General features: G+C 49.7%; 16 protein-coding genes. 8 read left to right on the plus strand and 8 right to left on the minus strand.

What is annotated here, in order from left to right:
* Position 1: 1 nt before the first annotated feature.
* Entirely contained in the window at positions 2 to 1240 is a 1239-nt protein-coding gene (hisS, locus tag ACKU41_RS11240; RefSeq protein ID WP_321400821.1) for a histidine--tRNA ligase, read from the minus strand.
* A 193-nt stretch (positions 1241 to 1433) separates the two neighbouring features.
* On the opposite strand from hisS, the gene ACKU41_RS11245 reads away from it, so the two are divergent.
* Together ACKU41_RS11245 and ACKU41_RS11250 are read left to right on the plus strand one after the other, a co-directional pair.
* Positions 1434 to 1904 (plus strand): DUF2628 domain-containing protein, encoded by a 471-nt coding sequence (locus tag ACKU41_RS11245; protein WP_319777463.1) that lies wholly within the window; start codon positions 1434 to 1436, stop codon positions 1902 to 1904.
* A gap of 49 nt (positions 1905 to 1953) precedes the next feature.
* The gene (locus ACKU41_RS11250) at positions 1954 to 2850 is read left to right on the plus strand and encodes a caspase family protein (RefSeq protein ID WP_321400823.1); all 897 of its coding nucleotides are present in this window, start codon (positions 1954 to 1956) and stop codon (positions 2848 to 2850) included.
* A 70-nt stretch (positions 2851 to 2920) separates the two neighbouring features.
* Here the strand turns inward: ACKU41_RS11250 and ACKU41_RS11255 are convergent, their stop codons facing one another.
* The 5 genes from ACKU41_RS11255 to buk form a co-directional block, all read right to left on the minus strand.
* Positions 2921 to 3805, minus strand: a complete 885-nt coding sequence (locus ACKU41_RS11255; protein WP_319777465.1) for a serine acetyltransferase — start codon at positions 3803 to 3805, stop codon at positions 2921 to 2923.
* Positions 3806 to 3815: 10 nt separating this feature from the next.
* On the minus strand, positions 3816 to 4739 hold the full coding sequence (cysK, locus tag ACKU41_RS11260) for a cysteine synthase A (RefSeq protein ID WP_321400826.1): 924 nt from the start codon (positions 4737 to 4739) through the stop codon (positions 3816 to 3818).
* Between the two features lie 97 nt (positions 4740 to 4836).
* Positions 4837 to 6027 (minus strand): cysteine desulfurase NifS, encoded by a 1191-nt coding sequence (gene nifS / locus ACKU41_RS11265; protein WP_321400828.1) that lies wholly within the window; start codon positions 6025 to 6027, stop codon positions 4837 to 4839.
* A gap of 2 nt (positions 6028 to 6029) precedes the next feature.
* The gene (gene nifU / locus ACKU41_RS11270) at positions 6030 to 6869 is read right to left on the minus strand and encodes a Fe-S cluster assembly protein NifU (RefSeq protein ID WP_321400830.1); all 840 of its coding nucleotides are present in this window, start codon (positions 6867 to 6869) and stop codon (positions 6030 to 6032) included.
* Between the two features lie 375 nt (positions 6870 to 7244).
* Complete coding sequence (gene buk, locus ACKU41_RS11275; protein ID WP_319777469.1) at positions 7245 to 8333, minus strand: butyrate kinase; 1089 nt, start codon at positions 8331 to 8333, stop codon at positions 7245 to 7247.
* 179 nt (positions 8334 to 8512) lie between these two features.
* On the opposite strand from buk, the gene ACKU41_RS11280 reads away from it, so the two are divergent.
* Entirely contained in the window at positions 8513 to 9151 is a 639-nt protein-coding gene (locus ACKU41_RS11280) for a TetR/AcrR family transcriptional regulator (protein WP_319777470.1), read from the plus strand.
* 5 nt (positions 9152 to 9156) lie between these two features.
* Here the strand turns inward: ACKU41_RS11280 and ACKU41_RS11285 are convergent, their stop codons facing one another.
* Complete coding sequence (locus ACKU41_RS11285; protein ID WP_321400832.1) at positions 9157 to 9456, minus strand: hypothetical protein; 300 nt, start codon at positions 9454 to 9456, stop codon at positions 9157 to 9159.
* Positions 9457 to 9753: 297 nt separating this feature from the next.
* On the opposite strand from ACKU41_RS11285, the gene ACKU41_RS11290 reads away from it, so the two are divergent.
* From ACKU41_RS11290 to ACKU41_RS11305, 4 genes are all read left to right on the plus strand, one after another.
* Positions 9754 to 10338: a TetR/AcrR family transcriptional regulator gene (locus ACKU41_RS11290; protein ID WP_319777472.1), complete on the plus strand. Its 585-nt coding sequence runs from the start codon at positions 9754 to 9756 to the stop codon at positions 10336 to 10338.
* Positions 10339 to 10437: 99 nt separating this feature from the next.
* Positions 10438 to 11073: a DUF1007 family protein gene (locus ACKU41_RS11295; protein WP_321400834.1), complete on the plus strand. Its 636-nt coding sequence runs from the start codon at positions 10438 to 10440 to the stop codon at positions 11071 to 11073.
* 8 nt (positions 11074 to 11081) lie between these two features.
* Positions 11082 to 12062: a nickel ABC transporter permease gene (locus ACKU41_RS11300; RefSeq protein ID WP_321400836.1), complete on the plus strand. Its 981-nt coding sequence runs from the start codon at positions 11082 to 11084 to the stop codon at positions 12060 to 12062.
* Between the two features lie 193 nt (positions 12063 to 12255).
* On the plus strand, positions 12256 to 18669 hold the full coding sequence (locus ACKU41_RS11305; RefSeq protein WP_321400838.1) for an AAA family ATPase: 6414 nt from the start codon (positions 12256 to 12258) through the stop codon (positions 18667 to 18669).
* An 8-nt stretch (positions 18670 to 18677) separates the two neighbouring features.
* Here ACKU41_RS11305 and ACKU41_RS11310 read toward each other — a convergent pair whose 3' ends face one another.
* Positions 18678 to 19652 (minus strand): hypothetical protein, encoded by a 975-nt coding sequence (locus tag ACKU41_RS11310; RefSeq protein WP_321400840.1) that lies wholly within the window; start codon positions 19650 to 19652, stop codon positions 18678 to 18680.
* A gap of 230 nt (positions 19653 to 19882) precedes the next feature.
* On the opposite strand from ACKU41_RS11310, the gene ACKU41_RS11315 reads away from it, so the two are divergent.
* On the plus strand, positions 19883 to 21484 hold the full coding sequence (locus tag ACKU41_RS11315; protein ID WP_321400842.1) for a peptide chain release factor 3: 1602 nt from the start codon (positions 19883 to 19885) through the stop codon (positions 21482 to 21484).
* The last annotated feature ends 12 nt before the right edge of the window (positions 21485 to 21496 follow it).

The raw sequence follows: 21496 nt of genomic DNA on the forward strand, positions 1-21496 counted from the left end.
TCTACTTAAAATATTCGTCACGGACCACAGTTGCCTGTTCCCCGCCATCGGTCATTTCTTTAATGGTGACCGTTCCGTTTTCATATTCATCCGCACCGAAGATAAAACACTTCTGCGCGTTAATTTTGTTAGCATACCTGAGTTGGGCTTTCATGCTTTTGGCTGTGAAGCCGACCTCGCCTTTAAGACCGGAGCGGCGCAGCTTTTCACCGAAGATGAGAGCCTCTCTGGCAGCTCTTTCGTCCACAAGGGCTACATAAAAATCAGTGGCAGGCTCGAACTCACCTTGCAGCAACATGGCCAGACGTTCCATACCGCAGGCAAAACCGATTGCCGGAACCTTCTTGGGTCCGCCGAGGGATTCCACCAGTCCATCATAACGTCCCCCTCCGGCGACAGCTGTCTGGGCCCCGATATCCCCTGAGGTGACTTCAAAGGCTGTCCTCTGGTAGTAGTCCAATCCGCGTACAAGACGGGGATTGAGGGTGTACTTGAGTCCGGCCTCGTCAATCAGGGCAATTACGGTATCGAAGTGCTCCCGGCATTCACCGCAAAGATGATCCGGCAGTGTTGGAGCTTTCTCGGTAAGGGCTTTGCAATTCCTGCTTTTGCAGTCAAGTACCCGCAGGGGGTTGGTATCCATGCGACGCTGGCAGTCTTCACAGAGCTGTTCCCGGTCAAGAGAACTCAAGAAATCCTTCAAGGCCTGATTATACTTGGGACGGCATTCAGGGCAACCAAGAGAATTCAACTCGAAAGAAAGTTTTTCCAAACCGATCTTACTTAAAAAAGAAGAAAGCATAAGCAGAACTTCGGCATCAGCCTGAGGTTCAGCTGCTCCGAAAATTTCCGAATCGATCTGATGAAACTGGCGCATGCGTCCTGCTTGCGGCCTTTCATACCGAAACATAGGACCGAAAGTGAAATATTTGCTAACCTTGCCGGGCTGAAAAATCTTGTTTTCAACATAAGCACGGACAATGCCGGCGGTAGCCTCTGGACGCATGGTCAGGGAACGGCCCTTGCGATCGGGGAAGGTATACATTTCTTTCTGCACCACATCGGTTTCCTCACCGATGGAACGACAGAAAAGTTCCGTTTTTTCCAGAATGGGGACTCTCAATTCCCCATATCCATATGAAGAAAAAACATCTCTTGCGGTCTTCTCCATGAACGCATACCTTGCGCTATCTTCTGGAAAGAGGTCTGCAACACCTTTTATTTTCTGTATTTTTGCCATATTTCTTCTCTTTGCGAATTTCCGGGAAGTGCTGATATTTTTAGTCCGCCCCCGGTAGGGAGCGTGGAACCAAATTTCGTTAGTCCATTATTATATAAATGTCAAAAAGAGCGACAGTAACACAAGCATTCATGCTGACCTTATTGCCAATTCAACAAAGCTGCGGCATTAAGGACCCAGGAGATTAAACATTATGGAAATGATCACTTCACAAGATTACGAAGAATACATAGGCCCCAATGCAGGCAAATACCTTTTCAACTTTGCCAAATTCCAGCAGCTGCATGACGGTTTTACCGTAACCTGGCATTGGCCCGCCTTCCTGTTCGGGTTCTGGTGGTTCCTGTACCGCAAAATGTACTTCTGGGCCGCAGTCACCTTTTTGATAGGCTTTCTGCCCTTCGGAAACTTTATCGCCCAGATCGGATACGGCATGAGCGCATATTTTTTCTACTACCGCGACAGCACCGCCAAAATCGGAGCCATCAAATCCACTGCTCCGGTGGGAGGAGCATCCGTAATCATGCGCGATACCGGAGGAGTCCACGGCTGGGTTAAAATTGTAGGTCTGATCTGCTTCTTCCTGCAACCCATCTGGATATTCTTCATGTCACTTTTCTTCGGAGGTGCCTTCTTCTTTTCTTTCCATCAAGTTATGGTATAACAGTTGTAGCAACTTTATATTTTTCCTGATTCTATGAAGGGGGTTCATAATGAATATGACGTTCTCGCTCAGGCTGTTCTGCTCTTTTCTGCTTACAGCTATGGCAATCATGACCCTTGGCGCAAACGACTGTCTGGCCCAGAAACGACTGGCACTGCTAATCGGCAACTCAGCCTATAAAAACGGCCCCCTGAAGAATCCGGTCAACGATGTGACGGCCATGGATAAGGCCCTCAGTAAAGTAGGCTTTGACGTTATGGTTGTTAAAGATGCCGACCGGTCCACCATTGGCCGGGCAATCGATAAATTCGGCAGCAGACTCAAGAATTATGATGTAGGACTGTTTTATTTCTCAGGACACGGCCTGCAGGTGGACGGCATCAACTATCTCTGTCCGCTGGGCATGAATGTTCAGGGCCAGTCCGATGTTCCTTACGAGGCGATTGATGCCGGGAAAGTGCTGGCCAAGATGGAAGATGCCGGAAACCGCATGAACGTGGTGATCCTTGACGCCTGCCGCAATAACCCCTTCAAACGCAGCTTCCGGTCCGGGCGCAACGGTCTGGCACAGATGGATGCACCCACCGGTTCTTTCATAGCCTTTGCAACTTCACCGGGGCGCGTGGCCTATGACGGAAAAGGACGCAACAGTCCTTACGTGACCCACATGATAAATAATATGAACAACAAAGGCATGACCATTGAAAAATTCTTCAAACAGGTCCGCCGCGGAGTGATGAAAGACACCGAAAAAAAACAGGTCCCATGGGAATCCTCTTCAATGGTGGGTGATTTCTACTTTGCCGGCAAGGGATCTTCCTCATCACAAAGCTCAATCCAGTCTTCCGCAAGCCAGCAGCAACAGACACCTCCTCCTGCTCCGGCCCCCAGGCCGAAGCCCAAGAAAAACAAAGATGAACAAGTTATGGATATGTTGTTGAATTAAGAAACACATATCAAAAAAAGGGAGAATCGAATGAACGATTCTCCCTTTTATATTTGTAAATCACACAAGCCTACCGCTGCAACAACCGCTCTCCGGCATCAACAGAACGGGTCACCCAGACGTTGCCGCCGATGACCGAACCCTTACCGATGGTTACCCGCCCGAGGATGGTGGCCCCGGAGTAAACAATTACATCATCTTCCACGATGGGATGACGGGCTATACCCTTGATCAGATTACCTGAATCGTCCTGCGGAAAACTCTTGGCCCCGAGGGTCACGCCCTGATAGAGGCGCACGTTACGACCGATGATGCAGGTTTCGCCTATGACAGTACCGGTACCGTGGTCGATAAAAAAGTGCTCGCCCACCTGCGCACCGGGATGGATATCAATTCCTGTCTTGGAATGGGCCATCTCGCCGATGATGCGCGGGATGAGATCCACGTTCAGCTTGTAAAGTTCGTGGGCAATCCGGTGATGGGTCATGGCTATGATGCTGGGATAGCAGAAAATGGTTTCGCCCGGGCTTTTGGAAGCAGGATCACCCACGTAGGCGGCCTGCACATCCGTTGCCAGCAGACGGCGAATTTCCGGCAGCTTTTCCATGAACTGCGAGGCAATGCGCCGGGCATCGGACTCGCAGTCCATACAATTGAATTCATCGGCCTTGCAGAAAAAACAGTGTCCGCGCAGAATCTGCTCTTCCAGAATCCTGTAAGCCGCATCAAGGTTTCCCCCGATGTGGTAGCGCATGGTCTCGGGCCGGATTTCGGAATCACCGAAATAACCGGGAAAAAGAACAGCCCGCAGCCTTTCCACAAATTCGCCCAGCGCATCTACTGAAGGCATGGGACGATCATGTTCAGGCATGTGATACACAGTCTGATATGAATCTTCATCGCACAGGGCGTCCACAACCTTCGTCAGCACAGAGCCGCCGATCTTACTAACCATTTTCTAAACCTCAGTCCTTGAACAAAGCGGTGCTCAGATAACGCTCCCCGGTATCGGGAACAATAAACACCACAAGCTTGTCCTTGTTTTCTTCTTTCTTTGCGATCTCCACAGCCGCATGGGCCGCTGCCCCGGCTGATATACCGCACAAAATACCTTCTTCCTGTATAAGCCTGCGCGACATGGCAATGGCATCTTCATCCGCAACTTTGACAATCTCGTCGATAAGCCCGGTCTGTAGGACCTCAGGCACAAATCCGGCCCCGATGCCCTGAATGCCATGCGGACCGCCGGAACCTCCAGAGAGAACCGGGGATTTTTCAGGCTCAACCGCAACAATCCTGACCGCCGGGTTGCGTTTCTTCAGTTCGGCACCGACTCCGGTAAGGGTTCCCCCGGTACCGACTCCGGCCACGAAAATATCCACTTGTCCGTCAGTATCATCCCATATTTCATTGACGGTTGTATTGCGATGGGCCAGAGGATTGTCCGGGTTGTCGAATTGCAAAGGCAGAAAGGCATCCGGATCACTCTCCGCAATCTCTTTGGCCTTGTTCACCGCCCCGGTCATGCCCTGAGCTGCCGGGGTAAGCACCAGCTCCGCACCGAACCCCTTGAGCAGGTCCTTGCGCTCCTGACTCATTGATTCCGGCATGGTCAGGACCAGCTTATAACCTTTCACAGCGCAGACAAAAGCCAACCCGATTCCGGTATTGCCGCTGGTCGGTTCAACAACAGTGGCTCCCGGCTTTAGCTCCCCTCGCTTCTCCGCTTCCTCGATCATGGAAACGCCTATGCGGTCTTTAACCGATGAGCACGGGTTAAAAAATTCCAGTTTGGCTACTACCTGCCCGACACAACCTTCAGTCACTTTATTCAACTTCACCAGCGGAGTATTTCCAACCAGTGTGATCATGGATTCATGGATCTTCATGTTCAACTCACTTGTTTTCTAAATCCCTGCCTGATTTCAACGCAAAAAGCAAAATTTGGACGAAATTTTACTGCAAATAAAATTTCGCCCTTTAAATTTAATGGTCGTGATCTTCTACCCAATCCAAGCCTTCGTCGCCGCGCCTGAAGGGAGACATCTCACGCAGCCTGCTGATAATGGGCGGCAGCTCCTTGAGCACCAGATCAATATCCTCGTCGGTGTTGTAGGTGGACAAGGAAAAACGAAGCGAACCGTGGGCAAATGTGAACGGCACGCCCATGGCACGAAGCACATGAGACGGCTCCAGCGAACCGGAAGTACAGGCCGAACCGGAACTGGCGGCAATCCCGAACTGGTCAAGCATGAGCAGCATGGCCTCGCCTTCGATATACTTGAAAGCGATGGACAGTGTATTGGGCAGCCTCATTTCCTGATCGCCGTTAATGATGGCCTCGGGGATAGCATCCATAAGTCCCTTTTCGAGACGGTCACGCATGGCCTTCACACGGGTATTTTCATCCTCGATATTTTTTGCGGCCAGTTCCATGGCAACACCTAGTCCGACAATACCGGGCAGGTTTTCTGTTCCGCCGCGCCTGCCATGTTCCTGATGCCCGCCGAGCATGAAAGGTCGGAAGGGAGCGTTCTTGCGCACGAACAGGGCGCCGATTCCCTTGGGGGCATGAATCTTGTGCCCGGAGAGAACAAGATAATCAACAGGCAGTTTCTGAAGATCGATAGCGACTTTACCCACGGCCTGCACGGCATCTGTATGAAAGAGCACACCGCGCTCCTTGGCTATTTCGGCCATTTCCTGAACAGGAGAAATCACCCCGGATTCGTTGTTGGCATACATGACCGATACAAGAGCGGTATCAGGACGAAAAGCAGTCCGGTACTGGTCCATGTCGAACCTGCCCTTGGAATCCACGCTCAAAAAAGTAACATCATAGCCCTTGCGTTCATAATGTTTAGCGACATTGAGAACCGCAGGATGCTCCACACGAGTGGTTATGAGATGCTTCTTATCCGGCTGTGCTTCAAGGGCGGAGAATATTGCGGTGTTGTCGCCCTCGGTTCCACAGGAGGTAAAAATGATCTCAGCAGGATCACAATTCAATCCGGCAGCAACTTTCTGACGGGCCTGCTCCATAAGCATGCCGGACTGACCACCGAGACGGTGCATGGATGAGGGGTTTCCATATTCCTCTGCAAGCAGGGGCAGAATTGCTTCACGCACTTCAGGAGCGACCATGGTCGTGGCGTTGTTATCGAGATATGCTGTCATGACTAGCCCTCCTGCACGTTTATTTCAGGTTCCACGGTTTCCCTTAAACGGCGCTCTACAAAGTCCTTGAGGGTCCGTCCGCTGGAAGGACAGCCGACACAGGCTCCGCGCAGGGAGACGATAACTTCATGTCCATCGATGTCGATGAGCTCAATATCTCCGCCATCCTTGTTCAGAGCCGGACGGATTTCCTCGTCAATAACCTTGGTTACCAGCTGGAACCGCTTGATATTAGTCAGCTTGGCAGGCTTTTCCGGTTCCGGAACAGGCTTTGAGGACTCACCGGTAAGAACTTCATTGAGGATTTCCTCGATGCGTCCGTGACATTCCTCGCAACCGCCACCGGCCTTGGTGAAGTTGGTCACCTCTTCAAGGGTGGTAAGCTTGTTTTCCTTTACAGCACGTATGATCTGGACGTCAGTAACGCCAAAGCACTTACAGACAATTTCACCTTCAGGTGCCGGAGCAGCTTCAAGCCCCCGGTACTTACGGATAGCATCTTCAAGAGCTTCCTGCCCCATTACGGAACAGTGCATCTTCTCCTTGGGCAATCCCCCAAGAGCCTCGGCAATCTCCTTGTTGGTCACTTTTGAAGCTTCATCAAGGGTCATCCCCTTGATCAACTCAGTAAGTACGGAACTGGAGGCGATGGCACTGGCACAGCCGAAAGTTTGAAACTTGGCATCTACAATACGTTCCTGATCATCAATTTTTAGAAACAGCCTAAGTGCATCACCACAGGAGAGTGAACCTACTTCACCGATGGCATCTGCGTCTTCAATCACCCCGACATTCTTGGGGTTGAGAAAATGCTCTTGAACCTTACTTGTATATTCCCACATATTTTCCTCCGCATATCATCCGTTTTCGGATAGCTTGATTCATGTTTATTAGATTATTCTGATTATATCCTCTTCCGCTAAACTTCGGAAGGGAAACGATCAGTCTCGTATTAAGTTCTAATTCTATACCATTTTGGTATGAATTATTTTACGCTCAAGACCTTTGCTTAGCAAGTATTTTATACCTTTACAGTAGATATTAGGTTGCAATCCTTAAATGGCAAGTGGGGAGAACTGAGTTCTCCCCACTTGTTATCAACAAAAACAACAAAATTATATTAAAAGTCTGCGGAACTTAAACCCAGTTGCATAAATCTGCAGAACAAAAAAATTCAGCTCGCCGAGAGCAACCAATCCAGCACCTACGCCAACGTCTTAACTATGGTATTGCTGCGGTTGCATCTCTCCGCGCAATACAGCCAATCCACCCCGGCCCATCACTTCCATTTCTTCGAGGCCGGTGACTACTTTTACCGGGGCAATAAATCCGAGCACATCCTCCACCGCCTTAACCAGCAATTCACTGCGCGCAACACCGCCGGTAAGGATAATGGCATCTACAGGACGCTTCTCTGGATCATCCTTCATCAATGCCGGGATAAAGGAGCAAATATGCTTACAGGAATTGTAAACCAGCGCCTCCAGTACAAGACGGGCATCCTCATCCCCTTCTTCCATGCGGGCCTGGGCTTCACGCATATCGTTGGTTCCAAGCAATCCCAGAACCCCGGACCGGGAAGTGATCACCTTACGCATTTCATCAAAAGTATACTGACCGGACTCCACAAGATTGAGAACCGGCAGGATAGGCAATGAACCGGACCGCTCGGGGCTGAACGGCCCCTCCCCGTCAAGGGCATTGATGACATCAACAACCTTGCCGTACCTGTGGGCTCCAATGGAAACACCGCCACCCATATGGCTGACAATGAATTTTGCCCGTTCGTACTCCAGCCCCATTTCAGCGGCAACACTGCGGGCAACTCCCCGCTGGCTCAAGGCATGGAAAACACTGCGCCTCTTAATCTCCGGCAACCCGGTAACCTTGGCCACAGGATCCATTTCATCTGTAACTACCGGGTCCATGATCATGGACGGCACACTCCAGTATTCCGCAAATTCACGGGCGAGTATGGCTCCGAGATTACAGGGGTGGGCACCGTAACGTGCGTTCTCAAGATCTGAAATCATTTCATCGTTGATTGAATACGGACCGCCGGAGATGGGCTTAAGCAAACCTCCGCGGCCAACTACCATATCAGGTGTTCCTTCCTCAATCTTATCTTTAATAAGCTCCATAACAGCTGCACTGCGAAACTCTTTCTGCTCCATTACAGAGGAAAATCTATCTATTCTTTCACGGGGATGGCTTACTTCAGCATCAAAGCACAGCTTCTCTTCGTTGAATATCGCCACTTTGGTTGATGTTGATCCGGGATTAATTACAAGAATTCTCGAACCCATTCATTCTCTCCGTAAGTTTGTTACAAGTTTGAGTTTCAGCATTATGTGCTAAAATAGGAAAAAACAAAAGCAACACTCTACGATCCCGGACTCCTTGACTAAAATCAGCAGAGAGTTACAGTCTAAAATATGGTATAATTATAAATACAAACAAAATCTTTCAACAAAAGGCCGCCAATATGACTTTAAAAGTAGTGCCCATCAATACCCTGACTGCAACACGCAGAAAAATCCTGCATGCTGCCTACAGATGTGCAGCCAAAAAAGGATTCAATAATCTTGATGTGGATGAAATTACACTCAAGGCCGGGGTAACCCGCAAGACCCTTTACAGCTACTTTAACGGTCTGGAAAAACTGATGAGTGAATTGGCTGTATCCGGAATCTACTGGCCGACCACCGAAGAACTGCTGTCCAATGCCCCTGAAGAATTCCCTGAAATAGAGCCGGAAAAACAGGTCGCGGCTTTTTTCACCGCCCTGCGCAGAACCCTTGAAACCAGACCGGACACCTTACGTCTGCTGGCTTGGGAAATGCTGGAACGCACACCGCTCTCTGACCTACTGGAAGATGTAAGGGTGCGAACCGCACTGGAATTCTTCGAACACATGACCCCGGATGTACCCGATGACGTGGATCTGGCCGCAGCTGTTGCAATTCTCGGCGGGGCAATTTCATACCTATCCATTCGCTCGCTGAATACCAAACATTACGGAGGAGTCAGCCTGCAGGACGAGATCGGCTGGGACCGCATGGAAGCGAGCATGCAGAATATGTTGAGAGGGCTGCTCTGTTTAAAGCAGGAGCCCGTGGATTAAATCCGTTACTTACGCATTCTGAAAAACATAACCAGCGGCGAAAAAACAACCATGACCAGCATGGCGAGCTGTGCGGACAAGACCTGCTGCGCTCCGAGACTGACCCCGAGCACAATCAGGAACCAGGGAATCCAGCCCGCTACATAGACCTGTCCAGCTGGCCCGAAAATAAAACAAAGCAGCAATCCGATCCAGAGAACGCCCGGCTTTGAACGACGCAGCCTGGTCCCCAGCACGAAGGGCAGCACTGTTGCGCCGAGAATAATGATCACGGTCAGAATAATATTCAGAGTAGATGGGTCCATACTGGCTCCTTTTTAGTGGTGAATGGAGATTATCAGGAGTGTTTTTTGTGGGCAAGTAAAGGAGTTCACAAAAACAGAATAGTTCCGGCAAGGCTTAATGTGTCCTGTTAATGCAATTTAACGTCATTATACCCTGATTCATCATGCAGGTTATCCCAAAAAAGCACTACCCTATTTGACCGCACAATCAATCCGGCCTATAAAAGCGCAAGCGAGCAAACATATAACGGCAGACTTTTTCCGGTCCATTCCGAGAGTGAGCCTGATCGTAAACCTTTAACGTGCCAGCGAGGGGCCATGAAAGGTAAAAACAAAAAAGACGCAATTCTGTATGCGGCTCAAGAAATTTTCGGGCGTTACGGCTATGCCGGAACCACTGTGAAAATGATCTCTGAACGGGCGGGCGTGGCATTCGGACTTGTCTCTCATTATTTCGGGTCAAAAGAGGAGCTGTTCATCACTGCCGGGGTGGCAATTGTTGAGGACCTCACAGAATATCTGAGCGCGGAAACCCGCAAGGCGGAGAGTGGACTGGAAGGTATTCAGACCTTCATGCGCAGCTATCTGAGCTATACCCTGCAACACCGCAATACCTTTCCGGTGCTGCTGCGCTGCTCCCCGTTTTCCGACGTTCAGATTGAGTTGGACCGGACCCGCATTGCTGTGAAATTCCAGCAGCTTTTAAATGTCATCCGCGAATCGGTCGAACGCGGCATTGAGGACGGTTCCATCCGCGGTCTTTCTGTCGACGATACCACCACAATTGTCTACTCCAACATAGTAGGTACAGTCAGGACCAGATTTCTCTCCCCTTACGACCTGCCCAACCTCTACGAAGAGACCACCGACTTCGTGGTCCGCAGCATACGGTCCCGAGACTAAACATTCCGCTTTTAAAAAATTGTTGCCGCACATCCTCTGGCTGTGCGGCTTTTTTGTTCCCTGCTTGACAGTTTTTATATCATCCTCCATCTTGCCTGCATGCAAATTCTTTTCGACAATAATTCAGGAAAACGCACGGCTGTTTTCTATTCTTTTATTCTAGCGTGCGCCCTGCTCTCATGCCTGTTTGCCCCCGTAAAAGCGTCCGCCCATCCGCACGTATTTGTGGACTGTTCCCTGACCTTTGAATTCAACGACAAAGGCCTTGCCGGTGTACGTCAAAAGTGGTGGTTCGACGAAATGTTCGCGACTATGATCCTCGGAGACTTCGACAAGAACCACGATAACAAACTCACCCCGGACGAGGCTTCCGCCCTTGAGCAGGGGGCTTTTGTCAACCTCAAGAACTTTAACTACTTCACACGCATCCTTGTGGATGGCAAAGAGCAAAGCCCTATTGAAGCCGTTGAATTCAAGCCCACTGTTGAAGACGGCACTCTTGTTTATGATTTTTTCGTACCCCTGAATATTACCGACAGCGACAAGCACGTGGTTATGGTCGCCATTTTTGATGAGAGCTTCTACACATCAGTACAGATGGACCCCCAAAACAAACTGCTGGGAACTAACGGACAATTTCAGACCAGCCTCACTTTGAAGCCGGTTGCGGAAATGGCTTATTTCTTCGACCAGATAGTTCCTGAAGCCGCCGTACTGACCTTCCAGCCCAAGTAATGATAATTATGAAAAATACATACATCCTGACTATCTTGATATTGACTCTTACTTTCGCATTCGCCGCATCCACGGCAAAAGCGCAGCAGAACAATCCCTTTCTGGCTCCGCAAAAGCAGGAAACCAATCAACATAAAATCAGTCAAGGCTCAGCCTCCTCCCCTTTCGGAACTAAAGCTCCGGCGTCAAAAGTGGCACCAAAAGACTGGACCGGCGGGGCCTACGCCAAGGTCATGTTCAAAATTACCATGATGCAGAAAGAAATACGGACCAGACTGACCGGTTTTGCCCGAGACATAAAAAACGATCCCTACGGAAAGTCGCTCTGGATGTTCCTCATTTTTGCATTCATGTACGGAATCGTCCATGCAGTGGGGCCGGGACACGGCAAATCTGTAGTCTGCGCCTATTTCATATCAAGGGGGGGCTCCATGTTCGCCGCAGCTTTCATGTCGTGGGTTATAACCATTGTACATGTCGGTTCAGCAACTCTGGCTGTCTGCCTTGCCTATTTATTCCTGAAAAACGGCATGGCCGGTTTTGAAACCTTCAACCGCCACCTCCAGACAGCAAGCTACGGGCTGGTGGCACTGATCGGTCTCTGGCTACTGCTTGAGGCTTTACGCTCTTTCAATAAAAATGAACGGGACAAATGCGAAGCCGAAGGTCAGGGGTCCCTCAAAGAAATAGCCACAGTCGCCTTTGTAACCGGGATTATCCCCTGCCCGGGAGCGGCCATCATACTGGTTTACACTCTTTCCACCGGAATACTCCCGGCCGGACTCATAGCCATGTTTTTTATGGCGACGGGCATGGCCGTAACAACCTCCGGTTTTGCCCTTATTGCCGCAAAAGCACGTAATGTTATGGACCGCAGCAGCTTCGCCCGAAGCGTCAGAATAGTTTACTCTGTAATCTCTCTGCTTGGAGCAGTTGTGGTGACCGGATTCGGCCTGATCATGCTCTCGGCTCATCTCTCCCTGATCTAACAGGAACATCCTGCCCATACCTTTTAAATCCGGCGATGACAGAACCTATCAATAGTGCTATAAAAGAAATCAGCCTCCTTTTTTTCATGGAGCTGAAACAGGATATCCAGACGATCCCCAGAGACTGACGTAAAAACAGCTGCAACCGCGACATTCTTAAATCGCACAGGCCGAGACGGGAGAGATTCGAATAATGATCAACCTTGCCGGATATGAAAATGTTTCCCCCCTCTACAAAGGGAATGACATGACATTATGCAGGGCTGTCAGGGATTATGACGATTTTCCTGTTCTTATAAAATACCCAAACACAAAACTTCCTTCTCCCCGCCTGCTGAACGGACTGAAAAACGAATATGCCACTGCTCAGGAAATCGGCAGCAATGGGATAATACAGGCCGTTACCCTGCACCGTACCGACAATTCTCTGGCCCTGATCATGGAGGACAAAGGCTATAATCTGCTTAACTCCATGATTCCCGCTTCCACTGCAAATCTCAGCCAGAAAATTCAGATAGCGCTGAAGATTGTCAGCTCCATCAATCATATCCACACAAAAGGATTCCTGCACCGCAATATCCGGCCGGACAGCATAGCCATTACCCCGGACTACAAGGAAGCCCTGCTGACCAATCTGCAGAACAGCTCCAGAATTTCAGAATCATTTACACTTTCCTCGTCTGAACTTATTTCCAGCGACAATATCGCTTATATCTCACCGGAACAAAGCGGCAGAGTCAGCACCGAACTGGACAGACGCTCAGATTTCTACTCGCTGGGAGTGACCCTGTTTGAATTTTTCACCGGACGCAAGCCTTTCACCGCAGAGTATGACCTGGAGTTAATTCACTGCCATCTGGCCAAAGAACCGCCCGATCCGCAAAGTATCAACCCGGAAATTCCACCATCTCTTTCTGCAGTGATTATGAAACTGCTCTCCAAAAATCCCGGCGACCGCTACCAGTCCGCCCACGGTATCAAGCAGGATCTGAAATCATGTCTACGGATTATCAGTTCTGAGAGCATGGCAGACAACTTCACGCCCGGCCATCAGGATATCTCAGATATATTCACTCTCTCGCAAAAGCAGTTCGGACGCCAAAAGGAACTGGTGGAACTCAAGGATGCTTTCAGCAAAGTAATACTGGGCAGTTGTGAAATTGTCTTTATCCGTGGGGAAACAGGAAACGGCAAAACATCGCTGGTACAATCATTCAGAAAAAATGTTTTCAGGGAAAACGGGGAATTTATATCCGGAAAATTCGACCAGTTCAGACGGAACCGTCCCTACAGTGCACTGATCCAAGCCTTTAAAGAACTGCTGCACAAAAGACTTGCCAGCCCGACACCGGTAATCAATGCCTGGAAAACACGGATTACCAGCGTTCTGGAGCAAAACGCCAGCCTGATAAGCGAAGTTCTCCCGGAACTGGAGCTGCTCATCGGGCAGCAACAGCCCCCTGCAGAGCTGGGTTCCACCGAATCCCGCAACAGATTCAATCTTGCTTTCAAAAATTTTATCAAAGTCTTCCCCAGCATCGACAAGCCTCTGGTCCTGTTTCTGGATGACCTGCAATGGGCGGATATATCGACTCTGCAACTCCTGAAACGTCTTCTTGAAGATCAGGAGACTTCCCACCTGATGCTCATATGTGCCTACAGGACCAACCAGCCAATGGAAGACGGCATTCAGGAACGCATAAACGATATTGTGGAACTCAGCCCCAAGGTGCGAACAATAACCTTGAACAGGCTTAGGCTTAGCCATGTTCACGGCCTGATCAGCAGCACCCTGCGAACCGACCGAAAGCGAACGGAAGAACTGGCCCGGATGGTTTACAGCCGGACAGGCGGCAATCCTCTGTTCGTCCGCGAATACCTGCTCAACATGTACCGGGCCGGTCTTATAAACTTCAACAACAATAAAACCCGCTGGGAATGGGATATCAATGCCATCCGCAACCTCTCCATGGACGGCAATCTGGTTGAGCTCATGGCGGATAAAATTCTGACCCAACCTCCTGAAGGGCAGGAGATTCTCAAGGCTGCGTCAGGGATCGGGTGCAAATTCGATCTGCGCATCCTCATGGAGATTGTTGAACTCCCTGACCAGATTATCATGGACTATCTGGGGCTGGCGCAACAGGAAGGGCTGGTTGTCGCTGATGCCGGGGCTTCAGCCTTGAACTCTGAATTCAACCCTCTCGCAGGTCCGCAAACATTCTCTTTCATGCATGACCGGGTACAAAAAGCTGCTTACTCGATGCTTAACGCTTCTGAAAAAAACAATCTGCATATCGATATCGGGCAAGCCATGCGCAAAGTCTTTTCTAAAACGGAATTGGAAGATGCGACCTTTGAGCTTGCCACCCAATACAGCCTATGCATCAGCGCTCTCAACGAGTCGCAGGATAAGCATGGGATAGCCACAATATTCATAAATGCAGGACGCAAGGCAAAAAGAAGTTCCGCTTTTGAACTGGCTGCCGGATACCTGTCAAAGGCGGCACGCCTGCTGGGCGAGGAAGGATGGACCTCCGACTACAGGATAAATTTCGACCTGTACCTTAATTGGTATGAATGTGAGTTCCTGAACGGGACAATCAAACAATCTGAAAAAGTGTTCGATAAAATTATTGAACACTCGCAGGACCGCCGGGACATCACCAAAGCACAGCTCTCCAGAATACAGCTTTATTCCGACCAGAGCAGGTACCACGAAGCGGTAAAAATCGGTCTGGAAACCCTGCGGGCGTACAATGTTATGATTCCCGAAAGCCCGGGCAAACTGGCTCTGGGTGCCGAACTGTTGAAAACACGGATGTCCATCGGCACCAAAAGCACTGCCCAGTTATACAATCTGCCGGACATGGATTCCGAATATCATCTGGAAACCATGAAGCTTTTAATGAGCACCATTACTCCGGCTTACATGTACAATAAAAGTCTTGTTTTTTATATTATCCTCCTGATGATCCGCCTTTCGATCAGACACGGCAATGCCCCTTTTTCGCCGTTCAGCTATATGTTTTATGCCATGTTTCTGGCTTCCAGGGAGTTTTCATTCAAAAAATCAAAGGAATTTACGAAACTGGCTGTGGATCTGAATAAAAAATTCGGCACCACCGGACTGGAAACCAAAATCAACATGCTCCGCGGGGGCATGCACGACCACTGGCATATTCCTCTGCAGGAGAACATCAAAACTCTGGACAAAGCCTTCCACAGTGGACTCATGCATGGAGACAACACCTTTGCCCGCTATGCCGGATACTTCGCGGTACACCTGACATTCATGCAGGGCCAAGCCCTTTCCGAAGTATACAGCCTTGCTGACCGGTATTTAAATTTCATCCGTAAAAACAAGAACTCCCTGAGTTCCGGGACAATCAACCTCCCCTTGCAGATGTGTAAAAGCATGCAAGGCAAGACATACACACCGGGTTACCTTGATGATGACAATTTTCAGGAAAGCAAACTCATCAGTGCCGCCAAAAGCAGCGGATCGGAAGTGCTGGAGAACTGGACCGCCATATCGAAAATGATTTCACTCTCGTTCTTCGGCTATCACGCCAAAGCTTTGGAACAGATAAATCCCCTTTACGAGAAAGTGGAAGAAGCCCTTTTCGGCATGTATTCAGTTGCTGTTTTCCATTTCTTCTGCATCGTAAACATGGCTGCCCTCTACGAATCAGCCGACACCAAAACGCAGAAGATTTATCTCAATCGCATCAACCACTCTCTCGCGCGTCTTAAGAAATGGGAAAAGAGCTGTCCTGAAAACTTCCGCCACCTCTACCTGATTGCCACTGCTGAATACGCAAGACTGAACAAAGACAACAGCAACGCGATGGCCCTGTATGAAGAAGCCATCAAAACATGCTCCAAATCTGGATACAATAACTTCGGCGGACTGGCCTGTGAACTGGCCGGAAAATTCCATTCCGCCATAGGTGGAACCTATTCGGCCACGGCACTTTTTTCAGAAGCATGCCGCTATTACCGGGAATGGGGTGCTTCTGCAAAAGTTCAACGAATGCTCAACGAATATCCACAACTGAGCGAAGACTCCCAAAATCCCTTCAACTCTTACTTCCATACCGGGGACAAGGCAGCCAGCTCCCTTGATATTTCCGCAGTTGTCAGAGCTTCACAGGCTATCTCAGGGGAAATCGTTCTTGACCGGCTGCTGGACAAGCTCATGCGCATAGTCATTGAAAATGCCGGAGCGCAAAAGGCCACCCTGCTCCTGAACAACAAGAACGCCCTTGAACTCACCGCCCATGCCTTTGTTTCCGAGCACGGCGTAACCACCCAGCCCAATCCGGACCCGAATCAGGAGCTTTACTGCCGGAGCATCGTCAACTACGTGCTACGTTCCAAAGATAACATTGTTCTGCGAGATGCCGGAACCCAAGGGGCATTCTCAATTGACAGCTACATCATCAGGACCAAACCGAAATCCATACTGGCCATGCCGGTTATCAACCAGCAGATCATGCGCGGGGTTCTCTACCTTGAGAATAACCTCAGTCCGGGAGTCTTTACCGACGACCGCCTTGAAGTGCTGAACCTGCTCTGCTCACAGGCGGCAATTTCCATCCAGAACGCCCGGCTCTATTCCGACCTGCGAGATTCGGAAACCCAGTACCGCACCCTCCTTGAAAGCATCAATGTCGGTGTTTTCAGATCAGAGGTAAATACTGACGGCATACTGCTGAAAGCCAACCGGGCTCTGGCAGAAATGTTCGGCTACAAGGGCTGGAATGAAATCAGGAAAACTCAGCTCAGAAGCCTTTACGTAAAGCCGGAAGAGCATAAAGCCATGATCAAAGAACTGCTGGAAGGTGGTATTGTTCGTGACCGGGAAATGAATATGAGACGTCAAGACGGAACCCCCATCTGGGTGAACATGACTGTTTCCCTTGAGAAAGACGGAAACAAGCAGGACTGCCTCGAAGGGGTGCTTGAAGACATTACCGAAAAAAGAAAAGCTCAGGAGTTTGAAAAAGCCAAGGTGGCTGCGGATGCGGCCAACAAGGCCAAAAGCGACTTTCTGGCCAGCATGTCCCACGAAATCAGAACACCCATGAATGCCATTCTGGGAATGGCTGATCTGCTCTGGGAATCCCGGTTGAGCAAGATTCAGCGCAGCTACGTAAAAATTTTCAAAAACGCAGGAGAAAACCTGCTCCTGCTCATCAATGATATTCTCGATCTTTCAAAAATCGAGGCCGGGCAGATTGATCTTGAAGAAATAGACTTCAACCTTGAAGAATTATTTGAAGAAATCGGTTCCATCTTCGCTCTCAGAGCCCAGGTCAGGGGAATCAATCTCTGCTGGCACATCGCACCGGTTGTCCCCCGGATCATAACCGGAGACCCGACCAGATTGCGACAGGTGATTGTCAATCTGATCGGAAACTCACTTAAATTCACGGACAAAGGGACGATTACTTATGAAGCCGACCTGACTGAAGCCGGCTACCTTCGCTTCATCGTCATTGATACGGGGGTGGGTATTCCAGTTGAAAAAATGAATTCTATTTTCGAGACCTTTTCTCAAGCGGATTCATCCACTACCCGCAACTATGGCGGAACCGGCCTTGGCCTCTCCATATGCAGCCGCATGGTGGAAAGCATGCAGGGCGGAATTTTCGTCTCAAGTATTGAAGGGGAAGGAGCTTCATTCGCTTTCACAATCAGTGCGGAATTTCCCATCCAGCCGGAGATAGCTCCTCCTCTGGAAGACTGTGCAATACTCCTTGTGGATAAAGAGAGCATATGCCGGGATTATCTGGGTCACAGCCTGACCGATCTTGGTGCAAAAGTATATGCTGCCGACAATCTAGGGGAATCGTCCGCATATGCAGCTGAGATTGCACTCTCATCCTATAAGAACAGCATTCTTCTTGTTGGACAGCCATGCGGAGAAGAGGATCGTTTTGACATACTGAAAAAATTAAAGCACGGCCCCTGCACGGACTGGAAACTGATTATGATCATGGAAGCAAAGCCCCAGCCTCGGGCAACGGCACGGGCCAAACAGCTGGGCGCCTCCTATGTGCATCGCCCGGTCCACCCGCAGGCAATTGTCGAGGACATCCGCTATACCTTTACCAGAACTTCAGGCCCTGCATTGAATGAGGAAAACGATCAAACGCTGGACGTAGAGCTGTCTGAAATGCAGGAATCAACCAATGTTCAACACCATGATTCAGGCGAAGAGATGAATATCCTTCTGGTTGAGGACTCCGAGGACAACCGTATGGTTATAGATCTTTTCCTCAAAGAAACACCATACCGGATAACATATGCCGAGAACGGGCAGGAAGGTTTTGAAAAGTTCAGGGAAAAAAAATTCGGCATAGTTCTCATGGATATTCAGATGCCGATAATGGATGGTTACGAAGCAACAAAAGCCATCAGGGAATATGAAAAAGAAAATGATCTGTCCCCGACCCCGATCTTGGCCCTGACCGCCAATGCCTTCCAGGACGATGAACAAAAGGCACTGGAATCAGGCTGTACCGCCCACATGTCCAAACCGGTCAAAAAGAAAAAACTCCTTCAAACTCTGGAGGAGTATCTGGGACGGGTCAACTAGACTTCTATCTACCAGCGCCGGGTCAGAACGTTCCTCCAACTGGCAGGAATGTAATCCTCATACTCCTTACCGACTTCTTCAAGTCCGGTCATTTCACCGGAAAGGCTGATGGCAAAAGGTTTCATAAGCCGCAGGGGATATTTTTCGTTTTCGAGCTGAAAACCTGAAGATCTGTCCAGCACGGTCAGCATCTCCTCGGAATTTCTCCCCACCAGCACAGCCTCGGGAAAGAAAACAGCTTCAGCGGTATGTTTTCCCAGACCGTCGAAAAGGGTCTTACTGATAAAAATAAAATCTTCCTTCCACAGGCTGCGGCCTGAACTCGGGAGGGTTTCATTGCAGATGTAATGCAGCTTGCGCCCTTCCAGAAAACCATAGCTTTCAATCTTTTTGGCGTCGGCCACAATTACATTACCCAACCCCATGTTTCCCAGCACATCATTCGTCCGCTCGGCAACAATCTGATTGCGTTCAATGCCCACCAGAGAAGAGCTTTCAAAGCCGTTACGTCTGGCCTGAACTTCCATGGCCAGCATCAGAATCCCGGTTCCTGAGCCTATGTCCAGACCGGTAAAAGGATCTCCGCCCAATTGCGGTTCAGCATCGGCAATGGCCTTGAAAATATGCACACTTTTAGGAAGATCGGCCAGCATGCATAATGCGAACCCGTAAGACAAAAGCTGCTTGCGCAATTCAAGGCAGTTCTCCAGCACATCACTTCCCAGCCTGCGATGCACAAAACGGTCGAAAAGCAGGGAAATATCTTTAAGTTCCAAAACCTGCTCATGGGATCCGGGATAAACGTAGGCATGGAAAAACTTGACCATAATATTCAGCAGCAAAGGCCCATCCAGCTCCACCGCCGGATCTCCGGCCAGAGCAAGGTCTTCACTGAGAGAAGTCCTGCGGTATATTTTTTCCGCTAAAACAGTCTCTTCCATTGCCGGGCGCTGCAACAAACGCAAACTGGCTTTTTTGATCATTGTCCATACCTGCCTTGTTTTATACTGCTGGGGAAATTCAAATATAACGTTTTTTTAAGTTCATTACCACTTAATTGGAATCGGAACCATGAATGTATTACTTGACCTTTGTGCTAATCCTGATACGGACAATCCAGCACTTGCATGAACGCATCTATAACTAATGGACAAAAATCCTTTAGCAGAGTTCAGCACCACTATCAAAATAAGCCATACGCAGGAAATATATCATGTCCCAGAATGTAGACCCCAAAATCAAGAAAGAAGTCGAACGCCGCAGGACCTTCGGCATTATCAGCCACCCGGATGCAGGTAAGACCACCCTGACCGAAAAGCTCCTCCTCTATGGTGGAGCAATCCAGATGGCCGGGACCGTAAAATCAAGAAAAGCCGCCCGCCATGCTACATCCGACTGGATGGCCATGGAACAGGAGCGCGGAATTTCCGTTACCACCTCAGTCATGAAATTCAACTACAAAGACTATGAGGTAAACCTGCTGGACACCCCCGGTCACCAGGATTTTTCCGAAGACACCTATCGCGTGCTTACCGCCGTGGACTCCGCGCTCATGGTCATCGACTGCGCCAAGGGGGTAGAAGTCCAGACCAAAAAACTGATGGAAGTCTGCCGCATGCGCGACACTCCGATCATCACTTTCATCAACAAGATGGACCGCGAGGGAATAGACCCCTTCGACCTGCTGCAGGACATTGAAGACACTCTGCAGATTGAATGCGCCCCCCTGAGCTGGCCTATCGGAATGGGTTCAGACTTCAAAGGCACATACAACATCCATAAAGGCGAACTACACCTTTTCTCCGCCATCCACGGCGGGGGCATCCAGAAGGGAGAAGTGATCAAAGACCTTTCCGACCCCCGTCTCGATGAACTTCTCGGTGATCAGGCCGAACAGTTGCGCGAAGAACTGGAACTGCTCGATGGCGCAGGATATCCATTTGACAAGGAACGCTATCTGGCGGGCAAGCAGACCCCTGTTTTCTTTGGCAGTGCCATTAACAACTTCGGGGTGCAGGAAATGCTGGATTCCTTCGTTGAACTTGCCCCGCACCCCAAAGGACGGGCGACCACAACCCGCGAAGTCTCGCCCTTTGAATCCGACTTTTCCGCTGTGGCCTTTAAAATTCAGGCCAACATGGACCCGGCACACCGGGACCGCATTGCTTTCATGCGTATCTGTTCCGGTAAATTCAAACGCGGCATGAAGGTCCACCACCACCGTATCGGAAAAGAAGTACAGATAGCCAACGCCACCATCTTCATGGCTCAGGACCGCACCGGGGTCGAAGAAGCCTATCCCGGTGACATCATCGGGGTCCACAACCACGGGACCATCAAGATCGGCGACACCTTCACCTCATCCAAGGAAGAGTTGAAATTCACCGGAATCCCCAACTTTGCCCCTGAACATTTCCGCCGGGTAATCCTGAAAGATCCTCTTAAAAGCAAACAGCTCGACAAAGGTCTGCACCAACTGGCCGAAGAAGGTGCCGTACAGCTATTCAAACCTCTTGGCAACAATGATAAAATTCTCGGAGCCGTAGGTCTGCTTCAGTTTGATGTAATCATGTCCCGCCTAAAGGACGAATACAGTGTTTCCGCCCTCTACGAACCAGTTGAATACCACACCGCCCGCTGGATCTGTAGCGATGATCAGAAAGAAATTGACGGGATCAAGAAACGCTATCCCCGTTTTGTGGCTCTCGACGGAGACGACAACCTGACCTTCCTCGCCCCCAGCCAGTGGCGTTTGCAGCAGGCGGAAGAGGAATGGCCTAAAATTACTTTTAACAAAACCCGCGAACATCAATAATTTGATGTATTT

This window comes from Maridesulfovibrio sp., assembly GCF_963678865.1.
Taxonomy (GTDB): Bacteria; Desulfobacterota; Desulfovibrionia; order Desulfovibrionales; family Desulfovibrionaceae; genus Maridesulfovibrio.